We start from the raw sequence: 17013 nt of genomic DNA on the forward strand, positions 1-17013 counted from the left end.
TGGTGAAGGCGGGTGGTGCGTATGTGCCGGTGGATGTGGAGTATCCGGCGGATCGTGTGGCGCAGATTCTTGGTGATGCGCGTCCGGTGATGGTGATCGACGATCTGTCGGTCCTCGCGGAGGCGGATGGTTTCGCTGATGATCCGGTGTCGGTGTCTGTTTCTCTTTCGCATCCGGTGTATGTGATTTTCACGTCGGGTTCGACGGGCCGGCCGAAGGGTGTGGTGGTCGAGCATCGTTCGGTGGGCGCTTATCTGGAGCGTGCTCGCGCGGTCTATGGAGATGCTTCGGGTTCCTCACTTCTGCATTCCTCGGTTGCTTTCGACCTGACGGTGACGGCTCTCTATACGCCGTTGGTGTCGGGTGGCTGTGTTGTTCTCGGTGATCTGGAAGAGAGTTCCGGGGATGTGATCCGGCCTTCGTTCATGAAGGTGACGCCGTCGCATCTGGGTCTGCTGGAGGCTTTGCCGGCTGAGGTGTCTCCGTCGGGGACGCTGGTCACGGGTGGTGAGGCGCTGGTGGGTGAGGCGCTCGCCTCGTGGCGGGAGCGTCATCCGGATGCGCGGGTGGTGAATGCGTATGGTCCGACCGAGGCCACGGTCAACTGCACCGATTTCTGGGTCGAGCCGGGTGCTGGGGTGGGTTCGGGTCCGGTTCCGATCGGCCGTCCGTTCTGGAATACCCGCGCCTACGTCCTGGACAGCCGTCTGCGGCCGGTGGCTCCGGGTGTCGCGGGAGAGCTCTACATCGCGGGTGTTGTTCTGGCCCGTGGTTATTGGGAGCGTCCGGACCTGACGAGTGAGCGCTTCGTGGCGGATCCGTTCGGTCCGGCCGGTGCGCGGATGTATCGCACGGGTGATGTGGCCCGGTGGAATGCCGAGGGTCAGCTGGTGTATGTCGGCCGGGTCGACGACCAGGTGAAGGTGCGGGGATTCCGTATCGAACTCGGCGAGATCCAGGCCGTGGTGAGTGCCTTCCCGTCGATTTCCCGCGCCGCTGTCGTGGTCCGGGAGGACCGGGCCGGGGATCAGCGTCTGGTCGGCTATGTCGTGGGTTCGGCGGACGGGCTGCGGGAGTTCGTCGCTCAGCGTCTGCCGGACTACATGGTCCCCTCCGCGTTCGTCGAACTCGACGAGCTGCCGCTGACCTCCAACGGCAAGCTCGACCGCAAGGCCCTGCCCGCACCCGACTACGTCACCGAGTCCGCCGGCCGCGCCCCGCGCTCGCCCCGTGAAGAGATCCTCGCGGGTCTGTTCGCGGAGACGCTGGGTCTGACCGACGCCGTCTCCATCGACGACGACTTCTTCCAGCTCGGCGGACACTCCCTGCTCGCCACGAAGCTCGTCAGCCGCGTCCGCAGCGTCCTGGACGTCGAACTCGCCGTCCGGCAGCTCTTCGACACCCCCACCGTCGCCGGCCTCTCCGCCGCGCTCGACGGTGCCGACAGCGCCCGCTCCGCCCTGCGGGCGGTCACGCCCAGGCCCGAGCGGATCCCGCTCTCGTACGCCCAGCAGCGCCTGTGGTTCCTCAACCGGTTCGAGGGCCCCAGCGCCACCTACAACATCCCCGTGGCCCTCCGTCTCGACGGTCCTCTGGACCGTGAGGCGCTGCGCCTGGCGCTCTCCGACGTGGTCGCCCGGCACGAGAGCCTGCGGACCGTCTTCGCCGAGGACGGGGACGGCGCGTACCAGATCGTCCGGAGCGTGGAGAACGTCCGGTTCGAGCTGCCCGTCGTCGAGGTGGCACCGGAGGAGTCCGAGGCGCGGCTGAAGGAGGCCGTGCGCCGAGGGTTCGACCTCTCCTCCGAACTCCCGCTCAGGGCCACGTTGTTCGCGGTGTCCGAGGACGAGCACATCCTGCTCCTCCTCCTGCACCACATCGTGAGTGACGCGTGGTCGCGTGGTCCGCTGGCGCGGGATCTGACCTCGGCGTACGCGAGCCGGGTCGCCGGCGGGGCGCCCGCGTGGCAGCCGCTGCCCGTCCAGTACGCGGACTACAGCCTCTGGCAGCGTGAACTCCTCGGTTCGGAGGAGGACGCGCAGAGCGAGATCTCCCGTCAGCTCACCTACTGGAAGGACGCCCTCGCCGGGCTGCCGGACCAGCTGGAGCTGCCTTTCGACCGGTCGCGCCCCGCGGTCGCCTCGTACCGCGGAGAGAGGATTCCGTTCGAGGTCCCGGCCGCGCTCTACCGGCAGGTGGTGGAGCTGGCCCGGGAGGCCCAGGCGAGTCCGTTCATGGTCCTCCAGGCGGCGCTGGCCGCGCTCCTCACCCGTTTGGGCGCCGGGGAGGACATCCCGATCGGTACGCCGATCGCCGGCCGTACGGACGACGCTCTCGACGACCTCATCGGCGTCTTCATCAACACGCTCGTCCTGCGTACGGACACCTCGGGCCGGCCCTCCGCCCGTTCGCTCGTCGAGCGGGTACGGAAGCAGAACCTGGCCGCGTACGCCCACCAGGACCTGCCGTTCGAGCGGCTCGTCGAGGTCGTGAATCCCGAGCGGTCGCTCGCCCGGCACCCGCTGTTCCAGGTGCTGCTCGCGTTCAACAACACCGACACGGCCGTGACCGGCGCGACGGCAAGGCAGCTGCCCGGCCTCAGCGTGTCCCGGGCCGCGGCCGAGACGGGGGCGGGCAAGTTCGACCTGTCCTTCGCCTTCGCCGAGCAGCCCGGCGAGCGCGGCGAGCCCGGGGACGCCGATGCGAACGGTGCGGGTGGTGCGGGCGCCGGTGCGCTCGACGGCGTCCTGGAGTTCAGCACGGACCTGTTCGACACGGCCACCGTCGAGGAGCTCGGCCGGCGCTATCTGCGTCTGCTCCAGGGCATGGTCGACGCCCCGGACGCTCCGCTCGACCTCATCGGCCTCCTCGATGGTGTGGAGGAGGAGTTGGTGGTGTCGGGGTGGAACGAGACGGTGTGTGAGGTGCCGGGTCGTTCGGTGGTGGAGTTGTTCGCCGAGCGGGTGCGTGTGTCGCCGGATGTGGTGGCGGTGGTTGCCGGTGGTGAGTCGGTTTCGTATGCGGAGTTGGATGCGCGTGCGGAGCGGTTGGCTCGGGTGCTGGTGGCGCGTGGTGTGGTGGCGGAGCGGTTCGTGGCGGTGGCTCTGCCGCGGTCGGTGGAGTTGGTGGTGTCGCTGGTGGCGGTGTGGAAGGCGGGGGCCGCTTATCTGCCGCTGGACACGGAGTATCCGGCCGACCGGCTGGCGTACATGCTCGCCGACGCCGACCCCGCGCTGGTCGTCACCACGAGCGAACTCACCTACGAGTTGCCGGACTTCGACGCGCCGATGCTTCTGCTCGACGACCCGTCCCTGCCGGCCGAGCTCGCCGGCGCCGCCGAGGCGGACGCGCCGACGCTCACCGGCTCCGGTGCCGACAACTCCGCGTATGTGATCTATACGTCGGGGTCGACGGGGCGGCCGAAGGGTGTGGTGGTTCCGCAGGGTGCGTTGGTGAACTTCCTTGCTTCGATGGGTGATCGGTTCGGGTTGGGGGTGGAGGACCGGCTGTTGGCTGTGACGACGGTCGGGTTCGACATCGCGGGTCTTGAGCTGTTCGTGCCGTTGCTGAGTGGTGCTGCTGTGGTGGTGGCTGCTCGGGATGTGGTGCGGGATCCGGCTGGTCTGTGCCGTCTCGCGGTCGAGTCGCGGGCGACGGTGATGCAGGCGACGCCTTCGTTGTGGCGTGCGGTGCTGGCCGAGGATCCGTCGGTGGTGGGGCGGCTGCGGGTGCTGGTGGGTGGTGAGGCGTTGCCGTCGGATCTGGCGGTGGGTCTGGCCGAGCGCGCGGTGTCCGTGACCAACCTGTACGGGCCGACGGAGACCACGGTGTGGTCGACGGCCTGGGAGGTCACGCGGGACAGTGCGAGGGCTCCGCGGATCGGTCGTCCGATCTGGAACACGCAGGTGTTCGTTCTGGACGGTGGTCTGCGTCCGGTGCCGGTGGGTGTTCCTGGTGAGCTCTACATCGCCGGCGAAGGTGTCGTGCGCGGCTATCACGGCCGGCCGGGTCTGACGGCGGAGCGGTTCGTGGCCGATCCGTTCGGTACGGCGGGTTCGCGGATGTACCGGACGGGTGACCTGGTGAGGTGGACCAAGGACGGGGAGCTCGAATACCTGTCCCGTGTCGATGACCAGGTCAAGCTGCGTGGATTCCGTATCGAGCTCGGCGAGATCGAAGCCGTACTCGCCTCCCACGAGAGCGTCGCTCAGGCGGCGGTACTGGTACGGGAGGACCGCCCCGGCGACAAGCGCCTCGCCGCGTATGTGGTGGCGACGTCCGACAGCGCTGGGCCGGTGATCGCGGACCTGCGTGCGCTGGCGGCGGAGCAGCTGCCGGAGTACATGGTGCCGTCGGCGTTCGTGACGCTGGACGTGTTCCCGTTGACGCCGAACGGGAAGCTGGACCGGCGGGCGCTGCCCGCGCCCGAGTACGGGGTGGAGTCCGCCGGCCGTGCACCGCGCTCGCCGCGTGAGGAGATCCTCGCGGGTCTGTTCGCGGAGACGCTGGGTCTGACCCGGGCCGTCTCCATCGACGACGACTTCTTCCAGCTGGGTGGACACTCCCTCCTGGCGACGAAGCTCGTCAGCCGCATCCGCAGCGTCCTGGACGTCGAACTCGCCGTCCGGCAGATCTTCGAAGCGTCGACCATCGCCGCACTCGCCGGTGTGCTCGACGCGGCCACGGAGGCGCGAGGGCGGGTGGTCCGTGCGGTCCGGCCGGCCCGGGTGCCGCTGTCGCACGCCCAGCAGCGGCTGTGGTTCCTCCAGCACCTGGAGGGTCCGAGCGACGCGTACAACATGCCGGTCTCGGTGAACCTGACCGGTCCGGTCGACGAGGACGCCCTGCGCCTGGCCCTCGCCGATGTCGCGGCCCGGCACGAGAGCCTCCGTACCGTCTTCGCCGAGGACGCCGACGGCTCCGCCCACCAGGTCGTCCTCGGTCCCGAGCAGGTACGGGTGCCGCTGGTCGTCGAGCACGCGTCCGACGAGGCCGCGGCCGACCGGCTGATGCGGCGCGCGGCCGGATACGTCTTCGACCTCGGCGCCGAGGCGCCCCTCCGGGCCACCCTCGTCCGCCTGCCGTCGGAGATCGAGGAGCCCGAGGAGACCCCGAAGGCCGGGGAAGGCGGCGGCGCGGCCGTGCGCGAGCGCAGCGGGCTGCTCCTCCTCACGCACCACATCGCGGGTGACGCCTGGTCGCGCGGCATCCTGGTCCGTGACCTCACGGCGGCCTACTCGGCCCGCGTCCTGGGCGGTGCCGCCCCGCTGTGGGAGGCGCTGCCGGTGCAGTACGCGGACTACAGCCTCTGGCAGCGTGAGCTGCTCGGTTCGGAGGAGGACGCGCAGAGCGAGCTCTCGCGTCAGCTGTCGTACTGGCGGGAGACCCTGGCGGGTCTGCCGGAGGAGCTGGTCCTGCCCTTCGACCGGCCGCGGCCGGCGACCGCCTCGTACGAGGGCGACCGGGTCACGTTCGCCTTCCCCGAGGGACTCCACGAGCGTCTCACCGAAGTCGCCCGCGACCACCGGGCCAGCTTCTTCATGGTGCTGCAGGCGGGTCTGGCGACGCTGCTGAGCAGGCTCGGCGCGGGGGACGACATCCCTCTGGGCACCCCGATCGCGGGTCGTACGGACGATGCTCTGGACGACCTGGTCGGCTTCTTCGTCAACACCCTCGTCCTGCGGACCGACACCTCCGGCGACCCGACGTTCGCCGAGCTGATCGCACGCGTCCGGACACGGAACCTGGAGGCCTACGCCCACCAGGACCTGCCGTTCGAGCGGCTGGTGGAAGTGGTGAACCCCGAGCGGTCCCTCGCCCGGCACCCCCTCTTCCAGACGATGCTCAGCTTCGACAACGGCGCTCGCGGAGGCGGCGGCGCGGGCGGCGACGGCGGAGCCGTGCTCGGCGGACCGGCCGGTCTCGCCGTCACGGGACGCCCACTCGGCTCGCCCTCCGCCAAGTTCGACCTCTCCTTCGAGATCGTCGAGCACGGTACGGCCACCGGTGGAACGCCCGTCCTGAGCTGCGCCCTGGACTTCAGCACCGAGCTGTTCGACCGGGCCACCGCGCAGGGCATCGCCGACCGCTTCGTCCGGGTCCTCGCCGCGCTCGCCACCGACCCCGGCTCCCGGGCCGGTGACGTGGAGATCCTCGACGCGGCCGAGCGGCGCGCGATCCTCGTGGACGGCAACGCCACGGAGGTCGACCACCGCGACCGGACCCCGGTGCACGTGCTCTTCGCCGAGCACGCGGCCGCTCGGCCCGACGCCGTCGCCCTCACCGGCCCCGGCGGCACGCTCACCTACCGTGAGCTCGACGAGCGGGCCAACCGGCTCGCCCGTCATCTGGCCGGCCGGGGAGTCGGTGCCGAGACCCGGGTGGCGGTGCTCCAGGAGCGCACGCCGGAGCTGGTCGTCTCGACGCTCGCCGTCCTCAAGGCGGGCGGCGTGTATGTGCCGATCGACCCGAACCAGCCCGCGGCACGCTCCGAGTTCATTCTCCGCGACACCGGGGCGGCGGCGCTGCTCACCGACCGGGCGCCCCAGGACCTCGGGTTCGCGGTGGACGGCGACGTCCCGGTCCTCCGCGTCGGCCCCGGTCTCGGCGCGGCCGGTACGCCGGAGACCGGTCCCGGAGCCGGCGGCCCGAACGCCGGCGTCCTCGACCTCTCCGCCGAGCCGGCCACCGCCCCGGAGACGGTGACGGACGCCGAGCAGCTCGCCTACGTCATGTACACCTCCGGCTCCACGGGCACCCCCAAGGGCGTCGGCAACACCCACCACAACGTCGTCCACCTGGCGGCCGACCGCTACTGGCGCGCCGGCAACCACGAGCGGGTCCTGATGCACTCGCCGTACGCCTTCGACGCCTCGACCTTCGAGATCTGGACCCCGCTCCTCACCGGCGGCGCGATCGTCCTCGCACCGGCCGGCCGGCTCGACGCGGGGGACCTCGCCACGGCGATCGCCGACGGCGGGGTGACCGGACTCTTCGTCAGCGCCGGACTGTTCCGGGTGCTGGCCGAGGAACGGCCCGAGTGCTTCCGAGGGGTGCGCGAGATCTGGGCCGGCGGTGACGTCGTCTCCCCGGCGGCGGTCCGACGGGTCCTGGAGACCTGCCCGGGCACGGTCGTCGCCAACGAGTACGGCCCGACCGAGACCACCGTCTTCTCCACGGTCAACCAGCTGCGCACCCCGCAGGAGGTGCCCGAGGCGGTCGTGCCGATCGGACGGCCCCTGTGGAACACGAGGGTGTACGTGCTCGACGCCCGGCTCCGGCCGGTGCCGCCGGGCGTCGCGGGCGAGCTGTACATCGGTGGTGCCGGAGTCGCGCGCGGCTACCTCGGCCGGAGCGGTCTCACCGCCCAGCGGTTCGTGGCCGACCCGTTCACGGGCGGCGGCGAGCGGATGTACCGCACGGGAGACGTCGTGCGCCGGCTCGGCGACGGTCGCCTGGAGTTCCTCGGCCGGGTCGACGACCAGGTCAAACTCCGCGGCTTCCGCATCGAGCCCGGCGAGGTCGAGGCGGTCCTCACCGGCCGCCCCGAGATCGCCCAGGCCGCGGTGGTCCTGCGCGAGGACCGGCCCGGCGACAAGCGCCTCGTGGCGTACGTCGTGCCGGCGGCGGCGGAGCTCGCGGACCAGGACGCCCTGCGCGCCCATGTCGCCGCGGCCCTGCCCGAGTACATGGTTCCGTCGGCGGTCGTCACGCTCGACGTCCTGCCGCTCACCCTGAACGGCAAGCTCGACCGGCGCGCGCTGCCCGCCCCCGTCTACGGCACGGACCGGGACGGCACGGACCGGCGCGGCCCCCGCACCGAACGCGAGAAGGCGCTGTGCGCCCTCTTCGCCGATGTGCTCGGCCTCGACGACGCCGGGATCGACGACAGCTTCTTCGACCTCGGCGGCGACAGCATCATGTCGATCCAGCTGGTCAGCCGGGCCCGCCGGGCCGGACTCGAACTGTCCGTCCGGGACATCTTCGAGCAGCGGACCGTCGCCGCTCTGGCCGAGGTCGTCACGGAGACCGGCGGCACGCCCGCCGAGGAGCCGGGCGCCGGCGTCGGAGACGTACCCCTGACGCCGATCATGCACTGGTTCCTCGAACGGGGCGGCCCCGCCGACCAGTACAACCAGTCCCGGCTCGTCCAGGTCCCGGCGACGCTCGACCACGGGCATCTGCGGGCCGCTCTCGGCGCGCTCGTCGACCACCACGACGCCCTGCGGGCCCGGCTCTCCCCGGCGCCCGAGCGGCGCCTGGAGTTCCGCGAGCCGGGGGCCGTGGACGTGGACGCGATCCTGCGCCGCGTCGACGCGGCCGGACTCGACGAGAGGGAGCAGCGCGAGCTGGTCGGCCGGGAGACCCGGGCCGCCCGCGAGCGGCTCGACCTGGCCACGGGTGACGTCGTGCAGGCGGTCTGGTTCGACCGGGGTCACGACCTGCCGGGGCTGCTGCTCCTGCTCGTCCACCACCTGGTCGTCGACGGGGTGTCCTGGCGGATCCTCGTACCGGATCTGGCGGAGGCGTACCGGGAGGTGAGCGCGGGCCGGACGCCGGCGCTGCAGGCCGTGGGCACCTCGTTCCGGCGCTGGTCGCAGCGGCTGACCGAGGAGGCGGCGCGGCCGGCGAGGGCGGCCGAGGCCGGCTGGTGGCAGCAGGTGCTGCGGCCCGGCGACCCCCGTATCGGCGCGCGGGCGCTCGACCCCGGGCGGGACACCTACGGGACGGCGGAGCACCTGACGGTGACGCTGCCGGAGGAGGTGACCGAGCTGCTCCTGACCCGGGTGCCGGCCGCGTTCAAGGCCGAGGTGAACGATGTGCTGCTGGCCGCGTTCGCCCTCGCCTGGGCGCGCTGGCGGGGCACTCCCGCCGGTACGGCCCTGATCGACCTGGAGGGCCACGGGCGCGAGGAGGAGCTGGTCGGCGGCGTCGATCTGTCCCGTACCGTCGGCTGGTTCACCAGCCTGTACCCGGTGCGGCTCGACCCGGCGACCGCCGACCTGGCCGACGCCTTCGCGGGCGGCCCCGCCGCCGGAGCGGCGATCAAGCAGATCAAGGAGCAGCTGCGCGCCGTCCCCGACAAGGGCATGGGGTACGGCCTGACGCGTCACCTCGACGCGGCGACGGCCGCCGGCTTCGCCGGACTGCCCCGGCCCCAGGTCGCCTTCAACTACCTGGGCCGCTTCACGACGGCCGGCACCAAGGACGCGGGCACCGCCGCCGTGCCCGACTGGACCGTGCTGTCGACGGCCGCCGGAGCGGGCGGCACCGACCCGCGGGTGCCGCTGGCGCACCCGCTGGAGCTCAACTCCCGTACCAACGACGGGCCCGCCGGGCCCGAGCTGTCGGCCACCTGGACCTGGGCGCGGGAGATTCTCGGCCGCGCCGAGGTCGAGGAGCTGGCGGACCTGTGGTTCCAGGCCCTGAGGGCGCTGACCGAGCACGTGGAGCGCCCCGACGCGGGCGGACTGACCGTCTCGGACGTGTCCCTGAGCCTGCTGAGCCAGGACGAGATCGAATTGCTGGAAGACGAGTGGAGGACCTCGTGATGGCGACGCAGGCGATGACGCAGGCGACGACGCAGGACCCGACGCAGGCGACGACGCCCGCGCGGACGGAGGAGGAGCAGGGGCAGCGGCCGGGGCCGCAGTCGGGGGCGCGGTCCGGGGCGCGGCCGGGGGCCCCCTCCGGGCCGGCTTCCGGCCCGCGGTCCGGGCTTCAGGACATCCTGCCGCTGGCCCCCCTCCAGGAGGGGCTGCTCTTCCACAGCGTGTACGACGAGGCCGCACCGGACGTGTACCTCGTGCAGCAGGCCATCGACCTGGCCGGGGACCTCGACACCGAGGCCCTGCGGGCCGCCTGCCGTGCGCTGCTGCGGCGCCACGCCAACCTGCGGGCGGCCTTCCGGTACGCCGGTCTCCAGCGGCCCGTGCAGATGATCCCGCACGAGGTACGGCTGCCGTGGGAGGAGCTGGACCTGACCGGCCTCCCCGAGGCCGAGCGGGCGGCGGCCGCGGACCGGGCCGTGGAGGAGGACCGGACGCGCCGGTTCGACCTCGCCAAGCCCCCGCTGATGCGGTTCACCCTCATCCGCCTCGGCGAGGGCCGGCACCGCTTCGTCCTGACCAACCACCACATCCTGCTCGACGGCTGGTCCCGCCCGATGTTCGTGCGCGAGCTGCTCGCGCTCTACGCCTCCGGCGGCGACGACAGCGCCCTGCCCCGGGTCCGTCCCTTCCGCGACTACCTCCAGTGGCTCGCGGGTCAGGACAAGGGCGCCGCGCTGACCGCCTGGCGCGAGACCCTCGCCGGGCTCGACGGCCCCACCCTCGTCTCCCCGCAGGCCGGGGAGCGGACCCCGGTCGTCCCCGGCCGCCTGGAGACCGAGGTGGACCGTCCCACGTACGAGGCGCTCACCGCGCTCGCCCGGGAACGGGCCCTCACCCTCAACTCCCTGGTCCAGGGCGCCTGGGCGGTCGTCCTGAGCGGACTGACCGGACGCGACGACGTGGTCTTCGGCACCACCGTCTCCGGCCGGCCGCCGGAGATCCCCGGCATCGAGACGATGGTGGGGCTCTTCATCAACACCCTGCCCGTACGGGTCCGGCTGCGGGCCGACGAGCCCCTCGTCGACACCGTGCGCCGGGTGCAGGACGAGCAGACCCGGCTCCAGCCCTACCAGCACACCGGTCTCGCCGAGGTCCAGCGGCTCGCCGGATCCGGTGAACTCTTCGACACCACCATGGTGTTCGAGAACTACCCGGTCGACATCGGCGCCGAGAACGACCGGCCCGGCGGCATCCGGGGCGTCACCGTCACGGGGAGCCGCAACCGCGATGCCACCCACTACCCCCTCGCCCTGGTCGCCGTCGGCCGAGGCGGGCTGCGGCTCCGCCTCGACCACCAGCCCGACCTGGTCCCGGAGGAGACGGCCCGGTCGGTCATGGACCGGCTGGTACGGGTGCTCCGCTCGGTCGCCACCGACCCGGGACGGCCGCTCGGCCGCCTGGAACTGCTCTCCGCCGACGAGCGGCGGGCCGTCCTCGACCTCGGCCGGGGCGCGGACACCCCCGTACCGGAGACGAGCCTGCCCGAGGCGTTCCGCGCCCAGGCGCTGCGCACCCCGGACGCCCTCGCCGTCCGCTGCGGGACCACGGCGTACGACTACGCGACCCTCGACGCCCGCTCCGACGTCCTGGCCCGGCGGCTCGTCGGGCTCGGTGTGACGGCGGAGACGCCCGTCGCGCTCCTGATGGAACGCTCGGCGGAACTCGTCGTGTCGGTGCTGGCCGTCCTCAAGGCCGGCGGGACGTATGTGCCGCTGCGGCACGGGGACCCGGTCGACCGCCTCCGTCAGGTCGCCGGCCTCGCCAGCGTCCGCCTGGTCCTGACGGACCGGGAGCACGCCCCCCACGCCGGGGAACTGGGCGTGACCCCGCTGACGGTGGACGGGGAGCCGACCGGGGACCCGGCACCTGTGGACGGCCCCGAGACCGCCCTCCCGCGTCACCACGCGGGCGACCGCCTCGCCTACCTCATGCACACGTCCGGGTCGACCGGCACGCCCAAGGGCGTCGCCGTCAGCCACCGGGCCGTGCTGGAACTCGCCCACGACCGGTCGTTCTCCGGGGCCGCGCACCGGACCGTCCTCGTGCACTCCCCGCACGCCTTCGACGCCTCCACCTACGAGCTGTGGGTGCCGCTGCTCTCCGGCGGCACCGCCGTCGTCGCCCCGCCCGGGGACCTCGGCACCGCGCGGCTCGGGGAGCTCGTCGCTGAGTACGGGGTGACCGGCCTGTGGCTGACGTCCGGGCTCTTCCAGCTCGTCGCCGACGAGGCCCCCGAGGTCCTCGCCGGGGTCCGCGAGGTGTGGACCGGCGGAGACGTCGTGCCCGCCGCGGCCGTACGCCGGGTCATGGCCGTCTGCCCGGAGACCTCGGTCGTCGACGGATACGGACCCACCGAGACGACGACGTTCGCCGTCCGGCACCGGCTGCCGGCCGGCGGTCCCGTCCCCGCCGCCGTCCCGATCGGCACCCCGCTGGACAACACCCGGCTGCTCGTCCTCGACGCCGGACTGCGCCCCGTCCCGCGCGGCATGGCGGGCGAACTGCACATCGCCGGGGCGGGCCTCGCCCGCGGCTACTGGCAGCGCCCCGGCCTCACCGCCGAACGCTTCGTCGCCGACCCGTACGGACCGGCCGGCGCGCGGATGTACCGCACGGGCGACCTCGTCCGCTGGGCCCCCGACGGCACCCTCGAATACCTCGGACGCGCCGACGAGCAGGTGAAACTGCGCGGGTTCCGCATCGAACTGGGGGAGATCGAGGCCGTCCTCGGGCGGCATCCGGGCGTCGCCCAGGCCGTCGTCACCGTGCAGGAGCCGCGCCCCGGGGACAAGCGGCTCGTCGCCTGCCTGGTCGCCGAACGGGGCGCCGACCCCACCCCGGCCGAGCTGCGCGCCCATGTCTCCGCCGAGCTTCCCGACTACATGGTGCCCGGCGCGTTCCTGACCCTGGACGCGCTGCCCCTGACCGGCAACGGCAAGGTCGACCGGCGGGCCCTGCCGCAGGCGGAGGCCGCGCCGGCGGCCGGCGGCACACGGCGCCTCCCGCGCACCCCGCAGGAGGACATCCTGTGCGGGCTGTTCGCGGAGCTCCTCGGCGTGCCGCAGGTCGGTGTCGACGACGACTTCTTCGAGCTCGGCGGCCATTCGCTGCTCGCCACCCGGCTCGCCGGACGGGTCCGTTCGGTGCTGGGCGCGGAGATCGCCGTACGCCAGCTCTTCGAGAACCCGACCGTGGCCGCGCTGGCCCGCGCCCTGGACACGGCGGGCGCCGCCCGGCCCGCCCTCGAACCGGCGCGTCCGCGCCCGGAGCGGGTGCCCGCCTCGTTCGCCCAGCGCAGGCTGTGGTTCCTCCATCGCTTCGAGGGGCCGAGCCCCACGTACAACATCCCCTTCGCGATGAAGCTCACCGGGGACCTCGACCCGGCCGCGCTGCGAGCCGCCCTCGCGGACGTCGCCGAACGCCACGAGGCGCTGCGGACCGTCTTCGCCGAGGACGCCGAGGGGCCGTACCAGATCGTGCGGGACAGCGCCGACGCCCGCCCCGAACTGACCCACGTCCCCGGGGCCCTCGCGGCGGACCGGATCGACGCGGAGCTCGCCGCGGCCGCCGCCCACCCCTTCGCCCTGGACCGGGAACTGCCGCTGCGCGCCTGGCTGTTCGGTACGGGACCGGGGGAGCACGTCCTGCTGCTGCTCGTCCATCACATCGCGGGCGACGGCTGGTCCGTCCCGCTGCTCGCCCGCGACCTCGTCACCGCCTACGCAGCCCGGCACGCCGGCGACGCCCCCGGCTGGGCCCCGCTCCCCGTCCAGTACGCCGACTACAGCCTCTGGCAGCGCGCCGCGCTCGGCACCGAGGACGACCCGGACAGCGCGGTCGCCCGCCAACTCGCCCACTGGAAGGAGACCCTGGCCGGGCTGCCGGACGAACTGCCGCTGCCCACCGACCGGCCCCGGCCCGCCGTCGCCGGCCACCGCGGGGACCGGGTCCTCTACGAGGTGCCCGAGGCGCTGTACGGGCGGGTCCGCGGCCTCGCCCGCTCCGTCCAGGCCAGCCCGTTCATGGTGCTCCAAGCCGCCGTCGCCGCCCTTCTCACCCGGCTCGGCGCCGGTACGGACATCCCGCTCGGCACCCCCATCGCGGGCCGGACGGACGACGCCCTCGACGACCTCGTCGGCTTCTTCGTCAACACCCTCGTGCTGCGCACCGACACCTCGGGCGACCCCACCTTCAAGGAGCTCGTCGGCCGCGTCCGGGAGACGGACCTCGCCGCCTACGCCCACCAGGACCTGCCGTTCGAGCGGCTCGTCGAGGCGCTCAACCCCAAGCGGTCGCAGTCCCGCCACCCGCTCTTCCAGACCATGCTCACCTTCAACAACACCGACCGGCGGCCCGGCACCGAAGGGGAGGAGCTCCGGCTTCCCGGACTCACCGCCGCCCAACTGCCCTCCGCCACCGGCTCGGCCAAGTTCGACCTGCTGCTCTCCTTCGCGGAGCGCCACACCCCCGACGGCACCCCCGACGGGCTCGGCGCCGGCATCGAGTTCAGCACCGACCTGTTCGACCCCGCCACCGCGCGGACCCTCGTCGAACGGCTGCTCCGCCTCCTCGACGCGGTGACCGCGGAGCCGCAGCGCCGCCTCGGCGAACTGCCGCTGCTGAGCGGGGCCGAGCAGGACCGGGTCCTCGCCACCGGCACGGGACCGGTACGGCCCCGCGCCCTGGACGGCGGCCTCGCGGCGCGCTTCGCGGCCGCCGCCCTGCGCGCCCCGGAGGCCGTCGCGGTCGACACCCCGGACGGCGCGGTCGGTTACCGGGAGCTCGACTCCCGGGCCAACCGCCTCGCCCGGCTGATGGCCGCCCAGGGCGTCGGCCCCGAGGACCTCGTCGCCGTGGCCATGCACCGCTCGGCCGACCTGGTCACCGCGCTGCTGGCGGTCCTCAAGACCGGAGCGGGCTATGTGCCCGTCGACCCCGGTTACCCCGCCGACCGCATCGCGTACATGATCGAGGACGCCCGCCCCGCGCTGGTCCTCACCACGAGCGACCTCGCGGGCCCGGAGGCCCTCGGCGACGCCCTCGGGGGCGCCGCAGGCCCGGCCGCCCCTCGCCTCCTCCGCGTCGACGCCCCCGACACCCTCGCCGCCCTCGCCCGCCTGGACGACGGCGCCCTCGCGCCGGGCGAGCTCGTCGCCCCACCGCACCCCGCCCACCCGGCGTACGTCATCTACACCTCCGGGTCGACCGGCCGCCCCAAGGGCGTGACCATGCCCGCCGGGGCGTTGCTCAACCTGCTCGACTGGCACGAGAGCGAGATCCCCGGCGGCCCCGGCACCCGGGTCGCCCAGTTCACCGCCGTCAGCTTCGACGTCTCCGTCCAGGAGATGCTCTCCGCGCTCCTCGCCGGCAAGACGCTCGTGGTCTGCCCCGAGGACGTCCGCCGCGACCCGGCCCGGCTGGCCCGCTGGCTCCAGGACCGGCGCGTCCACGAGCTGTACGCCCCCAACCTCGTCCTCGACGCGGTCTGCGAGGCGGCCGTGGCGCAGGGGCTGCCGCTGCCGGAGCTCACCGACCTGGTCCAGGCGGGCGAGGCCCTCACCCCGCACGGCGCCATCCGCGCCTTCTGCGCGGCCCGCCCCGGCCGCCGGCTGCACAACCACTACGGCCCCGCCGAGACCCATGTCGTCACCGCGGTCCGGCTCCCCGAGGACCCGGCGCGGTGGGCACCCGGCGCGCCGCCCATCGGCGGACCCGTCGACAACACCTCCGTACGGCTCCTCGACAGGTGGCTGAAGCCGGTCCCGGTGGGCGTCCCCGGCGAGCTGTACATCACGGGCGCTGCCCTGGCCCGCGGATACGTCCACCGGCCCGACCGCACGGCGGAACGGTTCGTCGCCGATCCGCACGGCCCGGCGGGCACCCGCATGTACCGCACCGGCGACCTCGCCCGCTGGAACGGCGCGGGACACCTCGTCTATCTCGGCCGGGGCGACGCCCAGGTCAAGATCCGGGGCTTCCGCATCGAGCCCGGGGAGGTCGAGGCGGTCCTCGCCACCGCACCGGGCGTGGCCCAGGCCGCCGTCGTCGTACGGGAGGACAGGCCGGGCGACCGGCGTCTGACCGGCTACGCGGTCCCCGCCGAAGACGCCCGGCCGCACCCGTCCGAGCTGCGCGAGCACCTCGCGCGCCGGCTGCCCGAGCACATGGTCCCGGCCGCGTTCGTCCTCCTCGACGCACTGCCCCTCACCCCCAACGGCAAGCTCGACCGGGCGGCTCTCCCCGCCCCCGACCCGAGCAACGCCACCCGGTCGAGGCCCGCCTCGACGCCCGAGGAGCACGCCCTGTGCACCCTGTTCGCCGAGGTCCTCGGCGTCACCGAGGTCGGGGCGGACGACGACTTCTTCGAGCTCGGCGGCCACTCCTTCCTCGCCGCCCGGCTCGTCGGCCGGGTCCGCGAGGAGCTCGCCACCGACCTGCCGGTACGGGCCGTCTTCGACACCTCCACCCCGGCCGGCCTCGCCCGGGTCCTGACCGGCGCGGCGACGGCCACCGAAGGCGGGGACGGCGCGGAGGGCGAAGGGGGCCGGCGCGCCACCCGGGGGCTGCTGCCCCTGCGCACCCGGGGCACCACGGCACCGGTCTTCTTCCTGCACCCCGGCGGCGGCTTCAGCTGGTGCTACGCGGGGCTCGTCCGCCATCTCGGCCCCGACGTCCCGGTGTACGGCATCCAGGCCAGCGGCCTCGACGGATCGGGCGCCCTGCCCGCCTCCATGGACGAGATGACCGAGGACTACCTGGCCAGGATCCGCGCCGTCCAGCCCCACGGGCCCTACCGGCTGGCCGGCTGGTCCTTCGGCGGGCTGGCCGCGCACGCCCTCGCGACCCGGCTGCGGGCCGAGGGGGAGAGCATCGGACTCCTCGCGCTGCTCGACGCCTACCCGCCGGGCGAGAACGCCGTCACCGACGAGCCCGTGGAGCACGAGGTCGTCGCGCACAACCTCCAGGCGATGGGCTTCACTTTCGACATGGACGAGCTCATAGCAGACCAGAAAGCCGTTCTGCTGCGCTTCCGCGAGTTCCTGCAGAGCGGAAACCAGAACCTCCGGCATCTGGAGGCCCAGGACATCCTGGCGCTCAAGGATGTGTATGTGAACAATGTCCGGCTCATGCGGCGTTTCGAGCCGGAGTTCTTCGACGGCGATCTTCTCTTCGTCTCCGCGGAGACGAAGTCGGAGGCCGACAGGTCAAGCCGTCTGGATGTCAACTTGTGGCAACCCCTCACCGGGGGTTCTGTCGAGGTCTGCGCTATAGACTCGACACACGGAAATCTGATGACGGACGCCCGCCACATGGCCCGCATCGGGCGTTTTCTCGCGGAGCGTCTGTGACGCTCGGGGGAATTCGGCGGGACGATATGAATCCGACCAGAAGAATCCTCGAG

General features: G+C 73.1%; 2 protein-coding genes. Both read left to right on the forward strand.

From position 1 onward, the window contains the following. A partial coding sequence (locus IE311_RS16440) for a non-ribosomal peptide synthetase (protein WP_189832432.1) occupies positions 1 to 9551 on the forward strand: 9551 nt, incomplete at its 5' end. Continuing rightward, positions 9551 to 16960 (forward strand): amino acid adenylation domain-containing protein, encoded by a 7410-nt coding sequence (locus IE311_RS16445; RefSeq protein ID WP_189832433.1) that lies wholly within the window; start codon positions 9551 to 9553, stop codon positions 16958 to 16960. The genes IE311_RS16440 and IE311_RS16445, both read left to right, overlap by 1 nt. Positions 16961 to 17013 lie beyond the last annotated feature (53 nt).

The organism is Streptomyces zaomyceticus, from assembly GCF_014656215.1.
Classification (GTDB): Bacteria; Actinomycetota; Actinomycetes; order Streptomycetales; family Streptomycetaceae; genus Streptomyces; species Streptomyces zaomyceticus.